Origin of the sequence: Exiguobacterium sp. 8A, from assembly GCF_902506275.1 — a bacterium.
Classification (GTDB): Bacteria; Bacillota; Bacilli; order Exiguobacteriales; family Exiguobacteriaceae; genus Exiguobacterium; species Exiguobacterium profundum.
In genome coordinates, this window is record NZ_LR733630.1 from 186,249 (window position 1) to 211,227 (window position 24,979).

Sequence of the window (24,979 nt, forward strand, 5' to 3'; positions counted from 1 at the left end):
GAAGCTGTCTCGAGACAGCTTCTCCTTTGTTGTCTCACGCTTTCTTAAGCGGGACGAACTGAACGATCAGGATGCAGGTAAAGGCGATAAAACTGAGGAGTGGGATGGTGACGAATCCAAAATAGTTGACCCAACGAATCAGGCAGTCGTTCGTACAGAAGGCTTCACCGTTCGGGATACGTTCTAAAATAACGTGATACAGACTGATACACCATCCGGCACCGGCCATAATCCCTACGAACAAGCGGTTGACGTCTCGTGCAGTCAACATGATAGTCAAGTAGTAGATGGCTAGTGGATACATAAAGATGCGTTGGAACCAACACAACTTACAAGGTAAAAAGAGCATAATCTCTGAAAAATAAAGGCTGCCGAGCGTCGCGACGGTCGCAACGATAAAGGCGAAATGATGACGTTGCATCAGATTTCCTCCTAACAATCAAATTGATGATTAAACATGATATGATACATTGAAACAAATACTTATTCAGTATACAATCTTTCAAACGATAGAGAAACAGGTGACGTGATGCAAGTTTCGGAAGTAGAAGTGTTAATTATTCTTGCGGAAGAATTGAATATGCGGAAAGCAGCCGAGCGGTTGTTTGTCTCACAACCAGCGCTCAGTCAACGGCTCGTGACCATCGAACATCAGTGGGGAAAGAAGATTTTCGTTCGCTCCACAAGAGGGCTCGCATTGACGCCAGATGGGGAGAAAATCATCGAGTTCGCCAAAAAGATGTACAGCGAAGAACAAGAACTGAGGGGTGAACTGACTGCCAACCAAGGGGAAGTGTACGGGACGTTGAAAATTGCCGTCGCCTCCATCATGGGACAATATTGGTTACCCAAGGTATTGAAGACGTTCGTCGAACGCTATCCGTCCGTCCGTGTCAAATTGGTCACCGGATGGTCGAGCGAAATGATGCGTTATATGCTCGAAGAGAATTTTCATATCGGAATCATTCGAGGGAATCCGGATTGGCGAGGAGAACGGATGAAGTTGTTCTCCGATTCCTTGCATTTGGTCGATCTAAAAATGACCGACCTCTCCCAACTAAAAAACAATGAGCGCTCGTTTATTCAATTCAAGAGTGATTCGACTTATTACCAGGAAATATTAGAGTGGTGGCAGGAACGGTTTTCGAGTCCACCTCTGACGACGCTGGTCGTCGATCAAATCGAGACATGCAAACAGATGGCGTTACACGGAATCGGGTTCGCGATTCTCCCTGAATCGACCATCAAAGATGTGAATGAGATGAATAAGATTCCATTGACGTCGTCGGGTGGTGTGCCACTCGTCCGGGACACGTGGATGCTTTCGACAGAATCGATGTTGGAGTTGGCGCAAGTTCAAGCGTTTTGGAAGATCGTTGAAGAAATTACGAAGGAGACTGAATGATGAATTGGGCAATTGAAGCGAGAAGACAGCTGCATTTAATTCCGGAAGCCGGATATGAAGAGTTCAAAACACAAGCGACACTTGAGCAATTGATTCGATCGCTCGATTCACCACGTGTTCACATCACACACTGGCGAACAGGTCTTTTCGTCCGGGTAGATGGTCTCGTCGGTGAGAAGACGATTGGATATCGAGCCGATATGGATGGACTGCCCATCACGGAAGAGACGGGGCTAGAATTCGCATCGATTCACGAAGGAATGATGCATGCATGCGGACATGATGTGCACATGTCGATTGCGCTTGGGTTAATTAAACGAGCGGTCGAGGAACCGCTTAACCATCACCTTGTCGTCTTTTTCCAACCGGCCGAAGAGGGCCCGGGAGGAGCCGAACCGATGGCGAAATCAGAATTGTTCTATCACTTCCGGCCGGATGCACTGTTCGGCTTGCATGTCGCGCCTGAATATCCTGTCGGCATGGTCGCTTCAAGACCGGGCGTGTTGTTTGCGAGTGCGCGAGAGCTTCATATCACCATTCACGGAAAAGGGGGACATGGTGCTTTCCCTCACGCAGGGATTGACGCTGTTATCGTTTCGGCCGCCCTCATCATGCAACTGCAAACGATTGTGTCACGGAACATTGACCCGATGGGAAGTGCGGTCGTCAGTATCGGAAAAGTCGCAGCAGGAACGAAAGAAAATATCATCGCTGATACGGCCAAATTGGATGGGACGGTCCGTGCATTGTCCGACAAAGAAATGGTCGTGCTTGAAAGCCGGATTCGTCAAATCATTGCCGGTGTCGAGATGACGTATAACGTTCAGATTGACCTTGAATTTGGTAATCGCTATCACGAGGTCGTCAATGACGAACGTTACCTCTATCAATTCGAGGAAGCGGTGGAAGAGGTCGGCTATTCTTATAAAACGTGTGTCCCTGCCATGACGGGTGAAGATTTTGGATATATGTTGAAACAGGTCCCTGGATTCATGGTTTGGTTAGGCGTAAACGATATGGGATCAGGACTTCATCAATCGACACTCAACCCGGATGAACGTTCGATTGAAGTAGCCATCGATTTATTCGACCACTACTTCCGTAATGTCATGATTCAATAACACGAAGCGGTCTCGATTGAGTCCGCTTTTAGTGTGCCCGAAAAGGAGTGAACGAGGGTGAAAAAGGGAAACATTTATTCATGTAAAGCGACGATTTTGTGGCGATTGCTCAAATGTGAACATTTTGCGAACTCGAGCATTGAGACATTACAGCGCAATATAAAATCATTATGATGTAAGTATCGAAGGGTATTCATCTGTGATTGTCGTTTCATACATGGGTTCGAAGCGATAGAGAGAGATAGGAGGTAATCAATAGATGTTTCAAGATCCTGTCCTGATGAGTCGAGCATTGACGGCACTCACATTAGGTTTTCATGTGATTTTTGCCACACTCGGCGTCGGGGTTCCACTTTTAATTTTATTGGCAGAATTTTTAGGAATACGTAAAAAAGACCCGAAATACACGCTCATGGCTCGCCGTTGGTCGCGTGGTTATGTCGTGACGGTAGCAGTTGGGGTTGTGACAGGTACGGCCATCGGTCTGCAGCTTTCACTTCTCTGGCCGAATTTGATGCGCGTTGCGGGTCAAACGATTGCGCTCCCGCTTTTCATGGAAACGTTCGCCTTCTTCTTTGAAGCGATTTTCCTTGGTATTTACTTGTACACGTGGGATCGATTTAAAAATCCGTGGCACCACATGCTTCTCGGGATACCGGTTGCAGTCGGTGCATTGTTCTCAGGGTTCTTTATCACAACGGTAAACAGTTTTATGAACCAGCCTGTAGGGTTTGATATTGTCGATGGTCGATTGGCAAATGTCAGCCCACTCGAGGCGATGTTCAGTCCGGCTATGCCGACTAAAATGGCACACGTGTTGACTTCAGCTATTTTAACATCCGCGTTCATTCTAGCTGCGATTGCAGCCGTTCAGTTGTTACGTCAACGTCGAAATCAACTCGACAAGATGTCGATTGAATATCACAAGAAAGGTCTCCGTCTGACGATGACGGTCGCTTTGATCTTTGCGATTGCGACAGCGCTCGTCGGTGACTTCTCAGGTAAATATTTGGCTCAGTACCAACCAGATAAATTAGCCGCGGCAGAATGGCATTTCGAAACCTCCTCCGAGGCTGAATTGATTTTGGGTGGATGGTTAGAAGATGATGGTCAAGGTGGCTATGAAGTCCGAGGCGCCTTGAAGATTCCTTACGCGCTCTCTATTCTTGCAGGTGGAGTCCCGAACTACGAGGTGACGGGTCTCAATGAGTTTGCGAAAGAAGATCAACCGCCGCTCTTCGTTCACTATCTATTTGATGCGATGGTCGGAATTGGGATGCTTCTCGCACTCATCTCCTTCCTGTTTGTACTCGGCCGCTATATTAAACGTTTGAACCAGTTCAGCAAGCCGATGCTCTTTGCGATTGCAGCCGGTGGACCGCTAGCCATGGCAGCGATTGAGTTTGGGTGGTTCTTCGCTGAATTTGGTCGTCAACCTTGGGCGTTATATGAGTTAATGCGTACGAGTGAGGCAGCTACGACTTCAGCGAACGTCGGTTGGATGCTTGTCGCTTTCGCGATCCTCTACGCGGTACTTGGAACAGTGACTGTGGTTGTCCTATCACGCCTGTTCAAAGAGAATCCGGTAGGGAAAGAACTAAAACAATCCGAGCATCGTGGTGAAGCGATGTTTGCGGATGAAGTGTGATCGGAGGGTATGACATGCAAATTCAAGAATTAGGGATTGCCGTCTTATGGACGTTCCTATACGGCTATCTCATCGTCGCATCGATTGACTTCGGTGCAGGCTTCTTCGCTTTCTATAGCCGCTATACGAAACGTGATCACTTAGTGAACCGACTCGTCAAACGGTATTTGTCACCGACATGGGAAGTGACGAACGTATTCTTCGTTTTCTTCTTTGTCGGGATTGTCGGATTCTTTCCGGACACCGCTTATTACTATGGTACGGCTTTGCTCGTTCCGGCGTCTGTCGTGTTAATCTTGCTTGCGATTCGTGGTAGTTTTTATGCGTTCGCTAACTATGGCTCAAAGGAAAGCACGCTCTATGTGTTCCTTTATGGAGCGACGGGATTACTCATCCCAGCTTCGATGTCGACGGTACTGACGGTCAGCCAAGGAGGTTTCATCACGGAAACAGAGAACGGGGTCTTCTTTGACGGAGCGAAGTTGTTCACCAACTTCTACTCCTGGACGGTCGTCATCTTGGCGATTGTCTCCGTCCTCTATATTAGTGCCATGTTCCTCTTGTTCTACGCGGACAAGGCACGTGACCAAAATGCCGTCGAACTCGTTCGGAAATGGGCTCTATTCTGGAGCGTCCCGACGATTATCGCATCGGGTCTCGTTTTCTTTGGATTGAAGTCGCAAGCTGCGTGGCATTACGAAAGCATCCTAGGAGGGAACTGGTGGTGGTTCGCGATGAGCTTCTTGTTCTTCGTCATCGCCGTCTCCTTCGTGTATATGAAACGAAATTACGGGATTGCCTTCTTGATGGTCATGGGGCAGTTCTTCATGGCATGGTTCGGATACGGATATTCTCACTTACCATACATCCTGTATCCGTACATCGACATTAATGGAAGTGTCGTCAACGAGTCGATGGCGGTGGCGCTTGTCATCGTGTTCATCTTAGGATTGCTCCTACTCGTTCCGGCACTCTACCTCTTGCTCCGTTTGTTCTTGTTTGATAACGACTACGTACGAGGGAAACGATCGAGTGGAAAAGCATAATGGCGAGAACGGGATTTCCTTTATTTAAAGGGAATCCCGTTTTGTATTTTGTATAGAGTTTTGAAGTGGAATCAGTTACACTGAACGAAGAATCAAGAAGTGAACATGTGTAGGAAAGGGATGTAGCATCATGACAGGTGAATTTGCAGTCATCGGATTAGGACGATTTGGTGGGTCGATCGTCCGTGAATTGTCTTCAAATGGATATGACGTCCTCGCCATCGATTCAGATGAGGAGCGTGTCAATGAGTTTATGGGATTGGCAACCCATGCGGTGATCGCCGATACAACAGATGAAAATGTGTTGAAGAGTTTGGGGATTCGTAACTTTGAACATGTCATCGTCGCCATCGGGGAGAATATTCAAGCTTCCATTTTGACGACGTTGATTTTAAAAGAACTTGGTGTTCAAATCATCACGGTGAAAGCAACAAACGATTACCATGAAAAAGTACTTCGTCGAATTGGGGCAGACAATATCGTCCACCCTGAGCGTGACATGGGCGTTCGAATTGCCAATGGATTGATGAGCCAAAGTATCCTCGACTACCTCGAATTATCGAATGAACATTCGATTGTCGAAATAAAAGCATCTGATAAGTTATCTAACAAATCACTCATCGATTTGGACTTGCGGGCAAAGTACGGGGTGAACATCGTGGCGATTCGTCGCGATGACGATGTCCTGATTTCTCCTCAAGCGGATGAGATGATTTTATCGGAAGATATTTTGATTATCATCGGGAAGGATACCGATTTGGATAGACTAGAGCGTACACTTCGTTCGAGATAAAAAAAGACCTTTGGAGCGATGCCGCGATCGTTGAATCGATTGATCCAACTCGACGGTTTGACTCCAAGAGGTCTTTTTTAAATGAGTTTCATCGCTTTCAAGCCGTACTCGATTCCATCTTCAAGGATGGACTTCGTGACAAAATCCGCCACGTCTTTCGTTTCGGTGCGACCATTGCCCATGGCGATTCCAGTACCTACATACTGAAGCATGGCCAAGTCGTTCAACGCATCTCCGAAAGCGTACGTATTCTCAAGACGGTAGCCATTGGTCTCAATAAAGTGACGGATGCCATCTGCCTTACTGGCCCCTTTGTTGATCACGTCCATTGCATGAGGATGCCAACGGATAAAATCGAACTCACGGTAGGCGTTGATATAATGATGCTCGTCTTCAGGCGTGCAATACAGTAACGTCTGATACACATCTTCTTCTGTATGGAAGTTCGGTTCGAATGAAGGAATCGGCATGTCGAGTTCACCGAGCGATTGTTTGACGATGGCATCATTCGGTCTTGAAGCACCACCACGGTCTTGTCCCAAATAGACGAGAGTATGATCATTTGAAGCGGCGTGCGTCGTCAATCGGCCGAGTGCATCTTTTGAAAGCGTGTTACGATAGACGATTTCACCTTTATGCACGACAATCTGACCGTTATAGCAAACAAGACTATCAATCCCGACACGTTCTGGGATATCGGATAGCATGGCCGGTCCTCGTCCCGTCGCGATGAATGTCTCGACGCCGTTTTCTCGCAATGCCTGAATTGCTGAAATCGTGGAAGGCGGTATATAACTACCTTCATGTAAAAGCGTGCCGTCAATGTCGAAGAAAACAACCTTTTGATCTTCCATTTGATTCACCATTCTTTCTCTTTATCTAAAAAAATATGTTTTCTGAACCCACTAAAAGGATAACACGAAATAGGGAAACTACCACGAATATCACATCGTTAGTGAAATATTGTCATGATATGAGCTATAATGAAAAAAGAATCTTACGGGCATATTCGAGAATCACTTATGTTTCACATAGATGTATTAATAATTGAAGTAAGGAGAGATTAAATGAAGTTTGTTAAGAACCACCAAACAGCCGTGTTCGCATTGGGCGGACTCGGAGAAATCGGGAAGAACACATATGTTGTTCAATTCCAAGATGAAATCATCGTCATCGATGCGGGAATCATGTTCCCAGAGGATGACTTGCTTGGAATCGACTATGTGATTCCTGATTACTCGTACCTGATTAAAAACAAGGACAAAGTAAAAGGGGTATTCATCACTCACGGTCACGAGGACCATATCGGGGGAATTCCATTCCTATTGAAGCAAGTGCAATTGCCGATTTACGCGACGAAGCTCGCGCTCGGATTGATTAAAGTTAAACTTGAGGAGCATGGGTTGCTTCGTGAGGCGGAACTCCATGAGATTGATGAGGATTCACTCATCAAGTTCCGCAAGACGAGCATCTCCTTCTTCCGCACGACGCACTCGATTCCGAACTCACTCGGTGTCGTCGTCAAGACGCCACAAGGGAACATCGTCCATACGGGTGACTTCAAGTTCGACTTCACTCCGGTAGGTGAGCCGGCAGACCTCGCCAAGATGGCGGAAATCGGAAAAGAAGGCGTGCTTTGTCTCTTGTCCGATTCGACAAATGCAGAAGTGGAAGGCTTCACGATGAGTGAGAGCGTTGTCGGTGGGACGATTAGTGAAACGTTCCGGAAAGCGGATGGTCGAATCATCTTTGCAACATTCGCATCGAACATCTATCGCTTGCAACAAGTGGTCGATGCGTGTGCCGAGACAGGTCGCCATCTCATGATTTTCGGTCGTTCGATGGAGAAAGTCATGACGATTGGACAAGAACTCGGTTTCATCAACGTTCCGAAAGGGATGATCATTGAGGCGAATCAAATGCGTCACTACGACCCGAATGAAATCGCGATTCTTTGTACCGGCTCGCAAGGGGAACCGATGGCAGCACTCAGCCGTATTGCGAATGGTACCCATCGTCAAGTGTCAATCATTCCTGGGGATACGGTCATCTTTTCTTCTTCTCCAATCCCAGGAAATGCCATCTCCGTCGGGAAGACGATTGACCAGTTGTATAAAGCGGGAGCGGATGTTGTCTACGGTAAGTTGACGAACATTCATACATCAGGTCATGGTTCGCAACAAGAGCAGTTATTGATGATTCGTCTGTTGAATCCAAAATTCTTCATGCCGATTCACGGTGAGTACCGCATGTTGAAAAAGCATGCTGAGCTTGCTGAATCGGTAGGAATCCCGAAAGAGAACAGTTTCGTTATGGATAATGGTGAAGTGCTTGCTGTCGACTCGGAGTCGGCTGCGGTCACTGGCAAAATTTCTGCGAACGCTGTGTATATCGATGGGAATGGAATTGGTGATATCGGGAATATAGTATTAAGGGATCGCCGAATTCTGTCTGAAGATGGACTCGTTGTCGTCGTCATCAGCATCGATGGCAAGACGCGCAAACTCGTCTCAGGACCAGATATCATCTCACGTGGATTCGTCTATATGCGTGAATCAGGTAGTCTGATTCGTGACGGCGAACGATTGTTGAAGAAAACCGTCGAACAAGGATTGTCCAATAAGCAGATGAAGTGGTCGGAGATGAAACAACTCGTCTCAGACACCCTCACACCTTATTTGGCCCAAAAGACGCGGAGACACCCGATGGTCCTGCCGATTATTATGGAAGTATGATTTGACGGGCTGTAGGAGACTACGGCTCGTTTTTTTCACCAGCAAATGAGGAGGGGGAGCTTATGGCGAAGAAAAAGGGGAAGAAAGGGTGGCTGAAATGGGGAGCTGCAATCGTAGCGGTCATTTTTCTCATCACGCTCGTATATCATCAAGTCAAACCATTACCTGAAGGCGTGTCGAGACAATCTGAACCATATCTCATCACAGATGACCAAATCGATTTTCTCCACGATTTGACCTATCAAGGGGAAGATACGGAGATTGTCGAACAAGAGATATTTAGTGAAGTTGAACGAGCAATACGTGAGGCAAAGGAATACATCGTCATGGACTTTTTCTTATTCAATCCTTATTCGAATGAAGACCGACAATATCCGGACATCACATCGCGCCTGTCATCGGCATTACTTGAGCAAATGGAGCGATATCCGGACTTGAAAGTCGTTTTTATTACAGACGATATCAATACGACTTATAACGGGCACGTTTCCGACCACTTCGATGTACTGGAGGAGGCAGGAGTAGAAGTCGTGTACACAAATCTCGACGAACTTCGTGACCCAAATATTCTTTACTCCACGTTTTATCGAATGGCGCTTCAATGGTTCGGGGACAGTCAATCCGGCTGGTTGCCGAATCCGATGGCCTCTTCGGCACCGGACATTACGGTTCGTGCTTATTTAAGGTTGCTCAACATCAAAGCGAACCATCGGAAGGTGATGGTCACTGAAAATGAGGGATTTGTACTATCCGCCAATCCACATGACGCTAGCGGATACCACTCGAATGTCGGTGTCCATTTAAAAGGACCGATTTTAAAAGAAATCGTTGAAGGTGAGCAAGCGGTCGCGACGTTCTCGAAAGGAGATGCACGCCGATTCCCTGATGATGAAGCGTTGTCGAAGATTGAAAATGCGCCGAGCGAGGCACCAATGAAGATTCGTTACGTCACCGAAGGGAAAATTCAAGAGTCAGTGCTCGATGCAATGAATGGGGCGGACGATGGAGACACCATCTGGATCGGAATGTTTTATTTGGCAGACCGGAATATCATCCAAGCAATCGAGGATGCCGCAGGGCGCGGGGTGACTGTGAACTTGATCCTCGATCCGAACACGAATGCGTTCGGTCGATCGAAATCAGGGTTACCGAACTTACCGGTGACGGCAGAACTGAACACCGTCAACCCGGAGCATATCGAGATTCGCTGGTATGATGTCGGTAAGGAACAATATCATCCAAAAATCCTCTATGTAGATGGTGAGGAGAAAACCGTTGTCTTAGGATCGGGGAACTATACGACCCGGAACATGAACGATTACAACCTAGAGGCAGACGTCGAAGTGACAGGAGAAGTGGATACAGCCTTCTTTGATGAGGTGGACGAGTATTTTAATCGTCTATGGAACAATGAGAACGGCGCGTATACGGTAGCATATGATGAGATTCAAACGGATCTCCCGCTCGGAAAGTATATGATGTATTGGCTCCAAAAAGTCACATGGACGATGACCTATTAAAAAACAGCTATCCTCAAAGTTTGGGGATAGCTGTTTTGACGTTAGTTCGTCTCGATTGGATTAAACTCATTCGTGTATTCATATAAGAATTTCCCGGTCTCTTTCAAGACGTCACTTTTACGGTGAAGCGAGAAATGGTCGTACGGCACAGTTTCTGTCTGAATGTTATTCGTATACTCTTCAAGTAACAGCGAACTTGCCGGCTCAATCAAATTGAATTCGCCACCTCGTCCAGAGAAGGAGAGTACCTGAACGGACCTCGGCCATGTCTCGAGTTTAGACTGGAATGCTTGCAGTCCGTCTGAGTTAGGGGACAAATCACGGATGGCAGGGCTTCCGGTATTAATGCCGAAGTTACTGGCAGATAAACCGAAGTTTGCAAGGCGCGTCCCGCCGAACGGGCTATCGAACGTCACAAACTTATCGACGATGTATGTCTCTTGATTCAGGATATAGTTGGCAGCGGCTACGCCACCCATGCTATGGCCAATGATATACATCCGATCGAATGATCGATTTCTCGTTTTTTTATATGTTTCAATGGCTGCATTCAACCACTTTGTCTGATTGTTTAAAGAAGCCTCTGCATCTTCGAACTCGATTCGGACAATCGGACGAGTTGAACTAAAATCATATATTTCACAGTCGGTCTTGCCTTTGACAGTCACGGTACAAAGCGCCCCATCAGTCGCTTGACCACTTTGTTCCATCGCTTGAGAGAAGCGGAGAAACGTCCGGTCTGTCCCGAGTAGTCCATGAACTGCAAACGTAGGGATGAACTCATTCGTTTGAGAAGCTTGACGTATCGCCTCGGATTGACGCTCGTTTGTCAACTCTTGTCGGAAGGTGACGATGATGAGAGCGAGTGAAAGTGAGACAATCAACAGTCCGAGAAGACGTGAACGAATGGATGTCTCTTTTGGGTTGCCAACATTCCGACGATATTTGCGCCAAATGAAGTAAGTCAATACGGTCGCTGCAATCAGAACGATTCCCGTCACGATCCAAGCGTTGACGTTCGGTACATGGGCAACGAGCTTCACGTTATTTTGCCGACCGCCGTAGACTTGCCACTCGACATGTTTCATAGAACGGAGGTCTAGGCCAGTTCCATCCTCAACGAATACGCCGGTCGGAACAGTCAAGTTAAAGCGAATGTCGGCTTGACGGATATATCGTTCAGCCAATTTTTTTGGGGAGCCGGTTAGTTCAACACCGGGTAAGTCGACACGATCGAGTCGGAGGTCGAGATTGGTTTGGAGTGTATATGAATCAAACCAAATGCCTTCCTGTTGTTCGATGTCGAACTGAATATCCGGAGGGACTAAAATACCGGCTGGTCCCGTTTTCCATTCCTCTTTAATCTGTTGCAACTCGTCCACATTTTTAAATGTCTTCTTTAAGACCATGCCTTCGTAGTCATCAGGACTCGAATAATCTTCCGTCTCATATCCGTTCGCTTCTGCTTGCTCTTTCCACGTATCCCAATCGAGTCTGAGATTGAGCAATTTCATGACTGGATGATCACGGAAAGCGTAAGTCGTTTCAAGCGAAACAGATTGGTCATAGTGGACGGTTGCATCATAATTGATTCGCACACATCCACCGATTAAAAGAAATAAAAATGGGAATAGTAACAACAGTGCCTTTTTTCTCGAACTAAACATGTTAAATCGGTTCGCCGTATGTTTCTAACGGGTTCGACATATTGATCCGATCATAGAACATGATCCCGTCTAAATGATCGAGCTCGTGCTGACATACGACAGCGCGCATTCCGCGCAGACGAAGCTTAATCGGCTTCCCGTCGCGGTCGAACCCTTCTAACGTGATTCGACGAAAACGAGGTACATTTCCTTTGACCACGCGATCGACCGATAGACAGCCTTCGCCGCCATTCAAAAATGTCTGTTCGACGGAATGACTTGTAATTTTAGGATTGAAGATGGAGAGTTTGAACGTCTCTTCCTCTTCTTTTAGCAATACTGTGAAGAAACGACGATTCACACCGAGTTGAGGTGCGGCGATTCCGACACCACCTCGTAACTCGTATTTCTCGCTCATCTCTGGGTCTTGACTATTGACAAGAAACGTCTCCATCTCGTCGAGTAACGCCAAATCTTCTGTTGTTGGCGGAATCGAAACTTCGGCTGAACGCGCGCGAAGTCGCTCGTCTCCTTCGCGGATGACATCTTTCATGGTTAACATACACAACTTCCTTTCTATCGAACTTATATGATTGATTATATCATATTTAAACAGGAAGGAATGTGGATGGTACAGAAGGTGAAATGAAAATAATACAGTGGTGAAAAGGATGTCATATCCCTTGAATGTAAGCGTTTTATTTCAGTAAGCATATTTTTTGCGTTATTGAAACAACCCGTTTTATACTAACAAGGAAACGTCAGGAGAGGATAACTTTTCTGAATCACGTTAATACAGATTGCTTTTTTGGACAGATACACGTAAGATTTGAGATAGTGTTTGATCACAAAAAAGACAATTGTCTCATAGTTGAAAGGATGAGGTGAAACGAATGAACAACGTTCAGGTACTTCAAAACGTGGAAGAAAACTTCCAAACGTTCCGTATTCTCGACGAGAAGGGTGAGGTCGTCAACCAAGACGCAATGCCTGACCTAACGGACGAGCAACTTCAGGAACTCATGCGCCGCATGGTCTATACTCGAATCTGGGACCAACGCGCCATCTCACTTAACCGTCAAGGTCGCTTAGGATTCTACGCGCCAGTGGCAGGTCAAGAGGCGACGATGATCGGGACGCAATACGCGCTCGACAAAGAGGACTGGATCCTTCCAGGATACCGTGATATCCCACAACTCGTATTCCACGGACTTCCGCTTTATCAAGCGTTCTTGTTCTCACGTGGACACGTGGCAGGAAACCGCATCCCTGAAGGTGTCAACGTATTGATGCCACAAATCATCATCGGTGCACAAATCATTCAAACTGCGGGTGTGGCAATGGGCCTCAAACGCAACGGCAACAAAAATGTCGCCATTACTTACACAGGTGACGGTGGCTCATCACAAGGTGACTTCTACGAAGGATTGAACTTTGCAGGTGCATTCAAATCACCAGCAATCTTCGTTGTTCAAAACAACCGTTTCGCTATCTCAACTCCTGTTGAAAAGCAAACTGCAGCTAAAACGATCGCGCAAAAAGCTGTTGCAGCTGGAATCAACGGAATTCAAGTAGATGGAATGGACGTTCTTGCAGTGCTCGCAGCGACTCAACAAGCTCGCGTCGACGCACTCGAGGGAACACCGACACTTATCGAGTCACTCACTTACCGTTACGGACCACATACGCTCGCTGGGGATGACCCAACACGTTACCGTACAAAAGAACTCGACACAGAGTATCAAGAAAAAGATCCACTCGTACGTTTCCGTCTCTTCCTTGAGAACAAGAAACTCTGGAACGAAGACATGGAGAACGAAGTGATCGAGCAAGCGAAAGCTGACGTGAAAGAAGCAATCAGCCAAGCAGACAAAGAACCAAAACAAAAAGTTTCGGACTTCATCAACAACATGTTCGAAGAACTTCCTTCAAACTTGAAAGAACAGCTTGAAGAATATACTGCAAAGGAGTCGAAGTAAGTTATGGCTCAAATGACAATGATCCAAGCGATTACTGATGCGATGCGCGTTGAAATGAAACGCGACGAGAAAGTACTTCTTTTCGGAGAAGACGTTGGTAAAAACGGTGGGGTATTCCGCGCGACGGAAGGTCTCCAAGACGAGCTCGGCGAAGACCGTGTCTTCGACACGCCACTCGCTGAATCAGGGATTGGTGGTCTTGCGATCGGTCTAGGTCTTACTGGATTCCGTCCGATTATGGAAGTTCAATTCTTCGGATTCGTATTCGAAGTTTTCGACTCAATCGCAGCTCAAATGGCACGTATGCGTTACCGTTCAGGCGGCGCTTACAGCCAACCAATCACAATCCGTTCACCATTCGGTGGTGGAGTTAAGACACCTGAGCTTCACGCGGACAGCCTTGAAGGCTTGATGGCTCAGACACCTGGTCTTAAAGTTGTTATTCCATCAACTCCTTACGATGCAAAAGGTTTGTTGATCGCGTCAATCCGTGACAACGACCCAGTCGTGTTCCTCGAGCACATGAAATTGTATCGTTCATTCCGTGGCGAAGTACCTGAAGGTGATTACACAATCGAACTCGGTAAAGCAGATGTGAAACGTGAAGGTACAGACGTTTCAATCATCACTTACGGTGCGATGGTGCATACTTCACTTAAAGCAGCGGAAGAACTTGAAAAAGAAAACATCAACGTTGAAGTAATCGACCTCATGACAGTGAGCCCGCTTGATATCGACACAATCGTAGAGTCTGTTAAGAAAACAGGTCGTGCGATCGTCGTTCAAGAAGCACAACGTCAAGCAGGTATCGCAGCGAACGTTGTAACTGAAATTCAAGAGCGCGCAATTCTTCACCTCGAAGCACCAGTTCTTCGAGTAACTGCACCAGACACAGTCTTCGCATTCGCACAAGGTGAAGACATGTGGTTACCTGACCATAAAGATGTCGTTGCAAAAGTTAAGGAAGTTGTGAACTTCTAAGATCGTGTCGAATAAACGATGAGGGAGAATTGTCTCCCTTGTCGTGTTTACATGATGAATTGATGGGAGGAAAAACCAGTGGCAGTATTTGAATTTAAATTACCAGATATCGGTGAAGGTATTCACGAAGGTGAAATCGTCAAGTGGTTCGTAAAAGCAGGGGATACGGTCAAAGAGGACGATGTTCTTTTAGAAGTACAAAACGACAAAGCAGTCGTTGAAATCCCAGCTCCAGTCGACGGTACAGTCAAAGAAGTTAAAGTTTCTGAAGGTACAGTTGCTGTAGTCGGCGACGTCCTCATTACGTTTGACATCGAAGGCGACGCACCAGCAGGTGAAGAAGAAACACCTGAACAACCGAAAGCAGAAGAGAAGACAGAAGACGTAAAAGAAGATGTGAAAGAAGACGCGCCACGCGACGTTCAACTTCACAAATCTGAGCGTGTTATCGCTATGCCATCTGTCCGTAAATATGCACGTGAAAAAGGTGTCGACATCCGTGAAGTCAACGGTTCTGGCGACAACGGCCGTGTATTGAAAGAAGACATCGATGCATTCGCGAACGGCGAAGCACCGTCTGCAGAAGCTACAACAGAGAAAACAGAATCTGTAGCACCAGCAGCTGCTGCGAAAACGGAAATCAAGCCTTACGAGTCAGCGACTCCTGAACTTGAAACACGTGAGAAAATCCGTGGAATCCGTAAAGCCATCTCGAAAGCTATGGTTAACTCGAAACACACTGCACCACACGTTACACTCATGGACGAAGTCGACGTTACAAAACTCGTTGCACTCCGTAAAGATTTCAAACAAGTCGCGGCTGACCAAGGCGTGAAACTCACGTACTTGCCATTCGTCGTGAAAGCATTGACTGCTGCAGCGAAAGCATTCCCAACAATCAACGCTTCAATCGATGACGTGAACGAAGAAATCGTCTACAAAAACTACTACAACATCGGGATTGCAGCTGACACGGACAACGGACTCGTTGTACCAGTCGTAAAAGATGCAGACCGTAAATCAATCTATGCACTTGCTACAAACATTAACGAACTTGCAGGTAAAGCTCGTGAAGGTAAGCTCGCTGGGGAAGACATGAAAGGCGGATCGATCACAATCACAAACATCGGTTCAGCTGGTGGACAATGGTTCACACCTGTCATCAACCACCCAGAAGTTGCGATTCTCGGTATCGGCCGTATCGCTGAGAAAGCTGTCGTGAAGAACGGTGAAATCGTTGCTGCGCCAGTACTTGCACTTTCATTCAGCTTTGACCACCGCCTCATCGACGGTGCGACTGCACAAAACGCTCTTAACATGGTGAAACGCTTGCTCGAAGACCCAGCACTTCTAATGATGGAGGGATAAGAACATGGTAGTAGGAGAATTCGCACAAGAAACTGATTTGCTTGTCATCGGTGCCGGTCCTGGTGGATACGTTGCCGCAATCCGTGGCGCACAGCTCGGAATGAAAGTAACTATCGTTGAGAAAGGCAACTTCGGTGGTGTCTGCTTGAACGTCGGATGTATCCCATCGAAAGCGTTGATCACAGCAGGACACAACTTCCAACACGCTAAAGGTCATGATTCAATGGGAATCACGTCTGACAACGTGTCAGTGGACTTCACAAAAGTTCAAGATTGGAAACAGTCAGTCGTTAACAAATTGACTGGCGGTGTTAAAGGTCTCCTCAAAGGAAACAAAATCGAGATCGTTCAAGGTGAAGCGTTCTTCGCGTCTGAAGACACAGTTCGTGTCATCACTGAAGACAGCTCAACTCCTTACAAATTTAAAAAAGCGATTGTCGCGACTGGTTCTACACCAATCGAGATCCCATCGTTCAAATGGTCTAAACGCGTCCTTTCTTCAACTGGCGCTTTGGCACTTCCTGAAGTACCGAAGAAACTCGTCGTTATCGGCGGTGGATACATCGGTATGGAGCTCGGTACTGCATACGCTAACTTCGATACAGAAGTTGTCGTTGTAGAGGGCGCTAGCGACATCTTGTCTGGTTTCGAACCACAAATGACGCAAATCGTTAAGAAGAAACTCAAGCAAAAAGGGAACGTCACGATCCACACGAATGCACTTGCTAAAGGTGTTGAAGAAACGGAAGACGGCGTAACCGTTAAGTTTGAAGTAAACGGTGAAGAACAATCTGTTGAAGCGGACTATGTCCTCGTCACAGTTGGTCGTCGTCCAAACACAGGTGACATCGGTCTTGAGAACGCGGACGTTAAAATCAGCGACCGCGGAATCATCGAAATCGATGACCAGTGTAAAACATCGAACGAAAACATCTATGCAATCGGTGATATCGTTCCTGGACCACCACTTGCACACAAAGCATCTTACGAAGCGAAAATCGCAGCGGAAGCAGCAGCAGGTAAGCCAGCTTACCTCGACTACTCTGCAATCCCTGCAGTCGTCTTCACAGATCCTGAACTCGCAACGGTTGGTTACACAGAGCCACTCGCAAAAGAAGAAGGACTCGAAATCACAGTTTCGAAATTCCCATTCGCAGCGAACGGTCGTGCACTTGCACTTGACGAGCCAGACGGCTTCATGAAGCTCATCACACGCAAAGAGGACGGTCTCTTGATCGGTGCTCAAATCGCGGGTACTGGCGCTTCAGATATGATTGCTGAGCTTGGTCTTGCAATCGAGGCTGGTATGACTGCTGAAGATATCGCACTTACAATCCACGCTCACCCATCACTCGGTGAGATGGCAATGGAAGCTGCTGAAATCGCAATGGGTATGCCAATCCACGTCGTAAAATAAGAATACTCATAAAAGCTCTCTCACTTTTCGTGAGAGAGCTTTTTCATGTAGGTGACGACACGCTCGACTTCCTTGAATCCAATTTTCTCGTGAAAGCGTTGACTGTCCTCGTTTTCAAGCTCGGTATCTGATGCCAGTTCGATACAACCATGACGCGCCGCGAAGGTCGACGCAGCATCGACCAAACGAGAGGCAACACCTCGATGACGCTCTGATTCAATGACATAGATTCCTTCCATATAGGCGGTCGGTGACGTGCTAGAACCTGGCACGTAGTCATGTCGGAAACTGAGCTGACAAAAACCAACTGCCTCCCCATGTTCATTTGATGCGATGAAATAATGCATCTTTTTTGAGGCGAGACCGAGTTTGACTTCCATTCGTAATTCTTCAATAGGGGCATCTGGCCATAGGTCGTGCATGAACTGGACAAGAGTTTCTACGTTTAACTCCGTTGCATAATCAATCTTCATTGTCATTCTCTCCTTAGGTTTCATACTAGTAGTATAAAGGAAAATACATGTGATGAGAGAAGGGAGGGAATCCTGATGGCATTCGATGAGGAGTTATTATACACCGTATCCGAGACGAGTCGTGTCCGATTTACCGGTATTGAAACAGAAGCCGCTCGTTATGATTTTGGTTTCGTCTATACACAGCAATTCATGGGCAAGGTGTTAGTCGTCTGTATGCAAACGGGTCAATCGGCCCTTCTTGATTTGCATGCGCTAGAAGAGCCACGTCAATTGTATCCGATGCTTGGCATTAACTTGAACGACACGGAACACGTCGCTGAATTTTTACGACTTTGCTTGGTTGAAAAAACACAAGCATCTGAAGAAATTGATACTTGAAAAAATGTAAGCGTTTTCTTATAATAGGCACTAGGGGAAGCAATTCGATCATCTACAGCCACCTTTTCTGAGATGACATAAAAAATGAGCCGGTCACGATGACCGGCTCATTTTTTATTTAGCGAATCGCTTTTGTTTGTTGGATGACTTTAATCATTTGCAGTGACTCATCTTCAAGACCTTGAACCGGAAGACCCGCTTCAATGTTGGCCATGATGTACTCGAGTGTCGAAGTCGTAATCAATTCGCCTGGAATGATGATCGGAATCCCTGGTGGATACACCATAATGAATTCCGCTGAAATACGGCCGACTGCGTTTTCGAGAGGAATCGTTTCCGTCTCTTCATAAAACGCATCACGAGGGCTGAGCGCAAGAGGTGGAATCTCTGGGAGCATGATCGATAGTGAATCGTTACCAGACTTCTGATAAACGGAGACGACGTCTCGCATCGCTTCAATCAATGCTTGAATCGTGGACTCATCATCCGCTGATGTGACGATAAAGAGCACATTCAATAAATCGGACATCTCGACTTCGATACGGTGTTTGTCCCGAAGAAATTTCTCGACTTCAAATCCTGTTATTCCAAGTTCGCGCACGGATACGAGTACTTTCGTTTCGTCGAGCGCGTATGTCGATTCAGAATGCAATTCGGCATGACCGTATACTGACAAGTTCGGCATGTGGTTGATTGCTGTACGAGCCGTTCTCGCAAGCTCAAGTGCACGTTCATTCATCATGTGTCCCTTTGTCGCTAACTGTCGACGTGCCGCGTCGAGAGAAGCGAGGAGCAAGTAGGACGTCGAAGTCGTTGTAATCATGGAAAGCATCGCATGAATTCGTTCTGGCGAGACGAGACCGCGGCGTACGTTCAAAATCGAACTGCCTGTCATTGAACCACCAAGCTTGTGTACACTCGTCGCCGCCACATCTGCTCCCGCTTGCATCGCCGAGAGTGGGAGTTCATCGTGAAAAGGGAGATGAACGCCGTGTGCCTCATCGACAAGTACAGGAACGTCTTGCTTATGAGCGACAGACACGATACGCTCTAAATCACCTGCGACACCGAAATAAGTCGGATTAATGACGAGAACGGCTTTTGTGTCCGGGTGAAGTTCAAGTGCGCGTTCTACGGCACTAGCTGTGATTCCGTGGGCGATGCCGTATGTTTCGTCAAATTCCGGGTGGATGAAGACCGGATGAGCACCCGTTAAGACGAGCGCGGACATGACGGATTTATGGACGTTCCGTGGCACAATGATTTTTTCGTTCGGGCCAACGACACCCATGATCATCGCCATGATGGCACTCGATGTTCCCTGGACAGAGAAAAAGGTCTCGTCAGCACGGAACGCCTCTGCCGCCAAGCGTTCCGCTTCAGCGATTGCCGCTTTTGGATGATGGAGGTCATCGAGTGGGGCAATGTTAATCAAATCAATTTTTAGGGCGTTTTCACCAATAAAGTCACGAAACTCTGGGTCCATCCCTTTTCCGCTTTTATGACCAGGAATGTGGAACGCAATCGGGTTTGAGTCGACATGTTCAAGCAACGTGTCAAATAGTGGCGTTTCGAGCTGAGTAGCACCTTTTAATTTCAATCGTAAATCCCCCTTGAATCAGTTTATTTATAAGATGAATAGTATCGTTATGATATATGTTGTTTTTAAAAAAAGAAGCAACAAAAAAACTATAGAGATTTCTGGCTCAACTTGCAATAGTTTTTTTTGTTGTTACAATGGGTGTCGAGGTGAAACAATATGCAAATTAACTATCCGATCAATCCGGATTGGACGACAGACGAATTGATTGAAGTCGTCGAGTTTTATAACGTTGTCGCACAAGCCAATGAAGGTGGAGTCGAACGAGAGGTTTTTCTCGATTCCTATCGTGCCTTCAAGCAAATCGTAACATCTAAGTCGGAGGAGAAACAACTGAACGCGGTTCACGACGAGCAGACGGGCTATTCCACATATCGTACGGTTCAGGCGGCAATGAAGTCCTCGAGTAAAATGATTAAACTGTAAGACCTAGCATGCCCGAGCAAATTCAGGCATGCTTTTTTGTTATTTCTCCTATAAATCGGGTACAGTTCATTAACACCGAATCAGGTTTAGGGACCTCGGAATTGGGAATATATCCATTAAGATAAAAAATTCAAAATAGTCAGACAATTCTCTTTCTTTTTCGAATTTTATCTGATATACTCAATTCAACTCACTAAACCGTAACTTGTAGCCCAACAAAAGGAGTGTGGCATCTTATGAAACAAGTGATTGAGGCATTCAAAAGAAAAGACGCAGAAAAACGGATTCCGGTGCTGCGCTTAGAGATTGATTATGAATTGGCAACCCTCTTCGATGCGATGGCGTCACAAGATGATGCTACAGTTCAGGCTAGCAAGCATCGGTTAGAGAAGTACCGCCAAGAATTATTGCGTCTCGAAGCCTAACCATTACACACACATTCAACCAGTATTCCGAGCGGATACTGGTTTTTGTTTGGTACAATACAGTTGAGGTGATCACAGATGATAGAATGGTTTGCAGTCGACTTAATCAAACAAGCGGGAGAACTGATTCGTCGCGAGATTGATCAAAGTTATGAAGTGGAACGAAAGACGGGAAAAGGGGACTTGGTCACTGAAATCGACCGAGCGGTGGAACAATTGATTGTCCGTCGAATCCAACAAACATTTCCGGAACATCAGATTATGGGGGAAGAAGGGACGACAAATCAGCCAGAACAATTGACTGGTACCGTCTGGTTTGTCGACCCGATTGATGGGACGTTAAATTTTATTCATCAAAAACGTATGTTTGCCATCTCTATCGCGATCATGATAGATGGAGTCGTGGAATATGGATTCGTCTATGACGTCATGGCGGATGAGATGTTCATGGCACGGAAAGGATACGGGGCGACGTTGAATGGTCGGACATTGACGACTCTTCATGAACATCATGTCCGAGACGCATTTTTAAGTATGAATGCGACGTGGGTCACGCCGAACCACCAGATTGCCCCGGAAATACTCGCTCCGATTGTACGAGACTCGATTGGGACGCGAGCCCATGGTGCTGCATCGCTTGAATTAGCCTGGCTTGCCGCCGGTCGCGTGGACGGCTACATCACAATGCGCAATATGCCATGGGATTATGCTGCTGGAAAGTTACTCGTAGAAGAAGTAGGGGGACGTGTCGTTTCCTTATATGGTGAGCCGATTCGCTATGACGGAAAAACATCTGTCCTGGCAGGGAGTGACTCATTTGTAAATGACGTCATCAAACATTACGTCATCGCAAAAGGGGTCACGGCTGAAGCAAAACCGGACTTACACATCGTGGAACATGATTCGTATGAAGAAATCCGCGATCTACTCGTCTTGGCGAATCCGAATGAAACGATGGTCCGGGAACAATTCGAGGAAGGGCGTACGTACAAAGCGTTACTCGGTGGTGAGATTGTCGGTGCATATATGCTCGTCTCACACGGAGACGAGCGGGTTGAACTCGTCAATATCGCAGTGAAGCCGGAACGTCAAAACCAAACAATCGGTCAACGCATGTTACAAGACGCAGTGAAGCGGGCCACGTTGATTGGTGGAAAAGAACTGCTCGTCTGTACAGGGAATTCAAGCATCATGCAACTGCGCTTTTACCAACAAGCTGGATTCCGATTCGATTCGGTGGAACGCGATTATTTTCGTAATCACGGGTACGATGACATCGAAGAAGATGGACTCATTTTACGCGACCGCATCTGCTTGACACGTCCACTATAAACGCAAGTAAAAGGGTTACTCCGACATGATACCGGAGTAACCCTTTCTTTATGATTGATGGTCTGAAAGAATGCGGCGACGCAATTGAATACCAAAATATGTCGCTACGCCACTTAACACGAGGCTGCCCAAGATAATGGCGGCGCTCCCCTCGGCCACCCCGATTCCAATGCCGACGAATCCTGCGACAACGGCCGTTGCGATCAATACAAACATTAGCTGCATGGAGGTTCCTCCTTATTTTCTCTTCTCTTCCCTATTGTATGATAAAAAACACGAGATGAAAACGTTCACAGTCGATTCCACTCGACAAAGGTACTGTGACGTGTGCTATACTCTTAAAGTTGAAGAAAAGTTGAAATTTTTTAAATAAGAGAGGAATAACTACATGAACGTAAGAACAAACCTTCGTAACGTAGCCATCATCGCGCACGTTGACCACGGTAAAACAACGTTAGTCGATGAATTATTGAAACAGTCTGGTACTTTCCGGACGAACGAGGCAGTCGCAGAACGCGCGATGGACTCGAACGATATCGAGCGTGAGCGCGGAATTACCATTCTCGCAAAAAACACAGCAATCGATTATAAAGAGACTCGCATCAACATCGTAGATACACCAGGTCACGCAGACTTCGGTGGAGAAGTTGAGCGAATCATGCGTATGGTAGACGGCGTTATTCTTGTTGTCGATGCGCGTGAAGGCTGTATGCCACAAACTCGTTTCGTATTGAAAAAAGCACTCGACCAAGGACTTCGTCCGATTGTCGTCGTCAACAAAATCGATAAGCCGATGGTTCGTCCACTCGACGTTGTCGATGAAGTTGTTGATCTCTTGATCGACCTTGGCGCAGATGAAGATCAACTTGAATTCCCTGTCGTCTATACATCAGCAGTCAGCGGTTCAAGTTCGTTCGATCCTGACCCAGAAAAACAAGAAGATACAATCACTCACGTGCTCGACACGATTCTCGAAAACACGCCGGCTCCAGTGGACAACTCAGACGAGCCACTTCAATTCCAAGTGACGATGCTCGACTATGACAACTACCTCGGCCGTATCGGCGTAGGTCGCGTCTTCCGTGGGAAAATCAAAGTCGGTGAGCAAGTATCGCTTTGTAAGACAGACGGTACGGTGAAGCAACTTCGTGTCACGAAATTGTTCGGTTACTTCGGCCTCAAGCGCGTCGAAATCGAAGAAGCAAAAGCAGGTGACTTGATCGCTATCGCCGGGATGGAAGATATCAACGTCGGTGAAACGGTAACGCCAGTCGGTAAAGAAGAGCCACTTCCGCTCCTTCGCATCGATGAGCCAACGCTTCAAATGCGTTTCATGACAAATAACTCTCCATTCGCAGGACGTGAAGGCGATTTCGTGACGGCACGTAAAATCGAAGAGCGTTTGATGAAACAACTCGAGACGGACGTTTCACTCCGTGTCGAAAACACAGATTCACCAGACCAATGGATCGTATCAGGACGCGGTGAGCTTCACCTCGGGATCTTGATTGAAAACATGCGTCGTGAAGGTTACGAGCTCCAAGTATCGAAACCACAAGTTATCATCCGCGAAGACGAAAGCGGCACAAAAGTTGAGCCGTTCGAGCGCGTCATCATCGACGTACCTGAAGAGTACACAGGTTCAGTCATGGAATCGATCGGTCTCCGTAAAGGTGAGCTTGCGAACATGAACACGAATGACAACGGTCAGACACGTATGGAATTCCTCGTGCCATCACGTGGTCTTATCGGTTACCGTAACGAATTCTTGTCAGCGACACGTGGATACGGAATCTTGAACCATACGTTCGAAGAGTACCGTCCATATATCGCTGCTGATATCGGTGGTCGTCGTAGCGGTGTTATGGTTTGTATCGAAAACGGGAAGTCGACGGCCTACTCAATCGGTGCCCTTGAAGACCGTGGGACAATCTTTATCGAGCCAGGTACAGATGTGTATGAAGGAATGATCATCGGGGAATGTAACCGTGATGTTGACCTTGCCATTAACGCTGTTAAAGGGAAACAATTGACGAACATGCGTGCTTCTGCAAAAGACTCGACACAAGTCTTGAAACGTCCGCGCGTCTTCTCACTTGAAGAGTCACTCACGTTCTTGAACGATGACGAGTACTGTGAAATTACACCGGAGTCGATCCGTCTCCGTAAGAAAATCTTGAACAAGAACGAACGCGAGAAAGCAGATAAGCGTCGTAAACTTGGTAAAGAATAAGTTAGAAGAAAGGGGACGCTTCGGCGTTCCCTTTTGCATGGAATAGTGTAGAATGGATGTGTATGAAATAAAGGGGGACTCTTTGTCTTGAAAGCTTCTCAAACAATCGATATCACACAAATTGACGTTCCGTGGATCGCTTCGATGCTAGGTGTCGGCAGTGACCCGAACGACTTTTCCGTTGGGTTCAATGCACTCGTTGTCACGGTCATCTTACTGACAATCCTTGTCTTTAAACTTGGTTTTGCGAAACAATTGGCATGGTGGAAGTCGCTCATCGTCTATATTCTCCTTTCACTTGGAGCAGGTACGATGGCACTCGTCTTTTTCACATGGCCAATCCCGGAAGTGCTTGCCGTCATGGCTATCGTGTTGGCCATCTATCGTGGCCGCCTCTGGTGGAATCGTCGTCAAGATGCGGTAGAATCATAAAAAATACGGGCGTCTCTT

Annotated in this window: 24 protein-coding genes; 17 read left to right on the forward strand and 7 right to left on the reverse strand. The window is 46.8% G+C overall.

Going from position 1 to position 24,979, the window contains the following annotated elements:
* Positions 1–34: 34 nt before the first annotated feature.
* The gene (locus GVY42_RS00945; protein ID WP_159562030.1) at positions 35–421 is read right to left on the reverse strand and encodes a disulfide bond formation protein B; all 387 of its coding nucleotides are present in this window, start codon (positions 419–421) and stop codon (positions 35–37) included.
* A 108-nt stretch (positions 422–529) separates the two neighbouring features.
* Between GVY42_RS00945 and GVY42_RS00950 the strand changes: the two genes are divergently transcribed.
* The 5 genes from GVY42_RS00950 to GVY42_RS00970 all read left to right on the forward strand — a co-directional run bounded on the left by GVY42_RS00950 (position 530) and on the right by GVY42_RS00970 (position 6,013).
* Positions 530–1,405, forward strand: coding sequence for a LysR family transcriptional regulator (locus GVY42_RS00950; RefSeq protein ID WP_074037386.1), 876 nt, complete (start codon positions 530–532; stop codon positions 1,403–1,405).
* Positions 1,405–2,526 (forward strand): N-acetyldiaminopimelate deacetylase, encoded by a 1,122-nt coding sequence (locus tag GVY42_RS00955; protein WP_159562031.1) that lies wholly within the window; start codon positions 1,405–1,407, stop codon positions 2,524–2,526. Before GVY42_RS00950 ends, GVY42_RS00955 begins: the two co-directional genes overlap by 1 nt.
* 259 nt (positions 2,527–2,785) lie before the next feature.
* A complete protein-coding gene (locus GVY42_RS00960; RefSeq protein WP_074037383.1) occupies positions 2,786–4,174 on the forward strand; it encodes a cytochrome ubiquinol oxidase subunit I in 1,389 nt (462 codons plus the stop codon).
* Between the two features lie 14 nt (positions 4,175–4,188).
* Positions 4,189–5,220: a cytochrome d ubiquinol oxidase subunit II gene (locus GVY42_RS00965; protein WP_159562032.1), complete on the forward strand. Its 1,032-nt coding sequence runs from the start codon at positions 4,189–4,191 to the stop codon at positions 5,218–5,220.
* A gap of 130 nt (positions 5,221–5,350) precedes the next feature.
* Complete coding sequence (locus GVY42_RS00970) at positions 5,351–6,013, forward strand: TrkA family potassium uptake protein (RefSeq protein WP_015881252.1); 663 nt, start codon at positions 5,351–5,353, stop codon at positions 6,011–6,013.
* Positions 6,014–6,090: 77 nt separating this feature from the next.
* On the opposite strand, the gene GVY42_RS00975 is transcribed toward GVY42_RS00970, so the two are convergent.
* Positions 6,091–6,879 (reverse strand): Cof-type HAD-IIB family hydrolase, encoded by a 789-nt coding sequence (locus GVY42_RS00975; protein WP_201302237.1) that lies wholly within the window; start codon positions 6,877–6,879, stop codon positions 6,091–6,093.
* Positions 6,880–7,080: 201 nt separating this feature from the next.
* On the opposite strand from GVY42_RS00975, the gene rnjA reads away from it, so the two are divergent.
* A complete protein-coding gene (rnjA, locus tag GVY42_RS00980) occupies positions 7,081–8,748 on the forward strand; it encodes a ribonuclease J1 (RefSeq protein WP_015881254.1) in 1,668 nt (555 codons plus the stop codon).
* Positions 8,749–8,810: 62 nt separating this feature from the next.
* Entirely contained in the window at positions 8,811–10,268 is a 1,458-nt protein-coding gene (locus tag GVY42_RS00985) for a phospholipase D family protein (protein ID WP_159562033.1), read from the forward strand.
* 41 nt (positions 10,269–10,309) lie between these two features.
* Here GVY42_RS00985 and GVY42_RS00990 read toward each other — a convergent pair whose 3' ends face one another.
* Both GVY42_RS00990 and def read right to left on the reverse strand, forming a co-directional pair.
* Positions 10,310–11,866: an alpha/beta hydrolase gene (locus tag GVY42_RS00990; protein WP_236548907.1), complete on the reverse strand. Its 1,557-nt coding sequence runs from the start codon at positions 11,864–11,866 to the stop codon at positions 10,310–10,312.
* 70 nt (positions 11,867–11,936) lie between these two features.
* A complete protein-coding gene (def, locus tag GVY42_RS00995) occupies positions 11,937–12,476 on the reverse strand; it encodes a peptide deformylase (protein ID WP_159562034.1) in 540 nt (179 codons plus the stop codon).
* 331 nt (positions 12,477–12,807) lie between these two features.
* Here def and pdhA point away from each other — a divergent pair, with 331 nt between their 5' ends.
* The 4 genes from pdhA to lpdA all read left to right on the forward strand — a co-directional run bounded on the left by pdhA (position 12,808) and on the right by lpdA (position 17,659).
* Positions 12,808–13,893 (forward strand): pyruvate dehydrogenase (acetyl-transferring) E1 component subunit alpha, encoded by a 1,086-nt coding sequence (gene pdhA, locus GVY42_RS01000; protein ID WP_015881258.1) that lies wholly within the window; start codon positions 12,808–12,810, stop codon positions 13,891–13,893.
* A 3-nt stretch (positions 13,894–13,896) separates the two neighbouring features.
* Positions 13,897–14,874, forward strand: coding sequence for an alpha-ketoacid dehydrogenase subunit beta (locus tag GVY42_RS01005; RefSeq protein ID WP_074034993.1), 978 nt, complete (start codon positions 13,897–13,899; stop codon positions 14,872–14,874).
* A gap of 78 nt (positions 14,875–14,952) precedes the next feature.
* Complete coding sequence (locus GVY42_RS01010; RefSeq protein ID WP_015881260.1) at positions 14,953–16,242, forward strand: dihydrolipoamide acetyltransferase family protein; 1,290 nt, start codon at positions 14,953–14,955, stop codon at positions 16,240–16,242.
* A gap of 4 nt (positions 16,243–16,246) precedes the next feature.
* On the forward strand, positions 16,247–17,659 hold the full coding sequence (lpdA, locus tag GVY42_RS01015; RefSeq protein ID WP_015881261.1) for a dihydrolipoyl dehydrogenase: 1,413 nt from the start codon (positions 16,247–16,249) through the stop codon (positions 17,657–17,659).
* A gap of 20 nt (positions 17,660–17,679) precedes the next feature.
* Here lpdA and aac(6') read toward each other — a convergent pair whose 3' ends face one another.
* Positions 17,680–18,132: an aminoglycoside 6'-N-acetyltransferase gene (gene aac(6') / locus GVY42_RS01020; RefSeq protein ID WP_159562035.1), complete on the reverse strand. Its 453-nt coding sequence runs from the start codon at positions 18,130–18,132 to the stop codon at positions 17,680–17,682.
* 75 nt (positions 18,133–18,207) lie between these two features.
* Here aac(6') and GVY42_RS01025 point away from each other — a divergent pair, with 75 nt between their 5' ends.
* Positions 18,208–18,513 carry a DUF3055 domain-containing protein gene (locus GVY42_RS01025; RefSeq protein WP_031421518.1) on the forward strand — a complete coding sequence of 102 codons (306 nt, stop codon included), beginning with the start codon at positions 18,208–18,210 and terminating at the stop codon, positions 18,511–18,513.
* A 118-nt stretch (positions 18,514–18,631) separates the two neighbouring features.
* Here the strand turns inward: GVY42_RS01025 and GVY42_RS01030 are convergent, their stop codons facing one another.
* Positions 18,632–20,113, reverse strand: coding sequence for an aminotransferase class I/II-fold pyridoxal phosphate-dependent enzyme (locus GVY42_RS01030; RefSeq protein ID WP_159562036.1), 1,482 nt, complete (start codon positions 20,111–20,113; stop codon positions 18,632–18,634).
* A 159-nt stretch (positions 20,114–20,272) separates the two neighbouring features.
* On the opposite strand from GVY42_RS01030, the gene GVY42_RS01035 reads away from it, so the two are divergent.
* The 3 genes from GVY42_RS01035 to GVY42_RS01045 all read left to right on the forward strand — a co-directional run bounded on the left by GVY42_RS01035 (position 20,273) and on the right by GVY42_RS01045 (position 22,296).
* The gene (locus GVY42_RS01035; RefSeq protein WP_031421520.1) at positions 20,273–20,539 is read left to right on the forward strand and encodes a UPF0223 family protein; all 267 of its coding nucleotides are present in this window, start codon (positions 20,273–20,275) and stop codon (positions 20,537–20,539) included.
* A gap of 236 nt (positions 20,540–20,775) precedes the next feature.
* Entirely contained in the window at positions 20,776–20,964 is a 189-nt protein-coding gene (locus tag GVY42_RS01040; protein ID WP_015881266.1) for a hypothetical protein, read from the forward strand.
* 78 nt (positions 20,965–21,042) lie between these two features.
* Positions 21,043–22,296: an inositol monophosphatase family protein gene (locus GVY42_RS01045; RefSeq protein WP_159562037.1), complete on the forward strand. Its 1,254-nt coding sequence runs from the start codon at positions 21,043–21,045 to the stop codon at positions 22,294–22,296.
* Between the two features lie 48 nt (positions 22,297–22,344).
* On the opposite strand, the gene GVY42_RS01050 is transcribed toward GVY42_RS01045, so the two are convergent.
* Entirely contained in the window at positions 22,345–22,521 is a 177-nt protein-coding gene (locus tag GVY42_RS01050; RefSeq protein WP_159562038.1) for a DUF5325 family protein, read from the reverse strand.
* Positions 22,522–22,684: 163 nt separating this feature from the next.
* Here GVY42_RS01050 and typA point away from each other — a divergent pair, with 163 nt between their 5' ends.
* Entirely contained in the window at positions 22,685–24,529 is a 1,845-nt protein-coding gene (gene typA / locus GVY42_RS01055) for a translational GTPase TypA (RefSeq protein ID WP_015881269.1), read from the forward strand.
* Positions 24,530–24,616: 87 nt separating this feature from the next.
* On the forward strand, positions 24,617–24,961 hold the full coding sequence (locus tag GVY42_RS01060; RefSeq protein ID WP_015881270.1) for a YlaH-like family protein: 345 nt from the start codon (positions 24,617–24,619) through the stop codon (positions 24,959–24,961).
* The last annotated feature ends 18 nt before the right edge of the window (positions 24,962–24,979 follow it).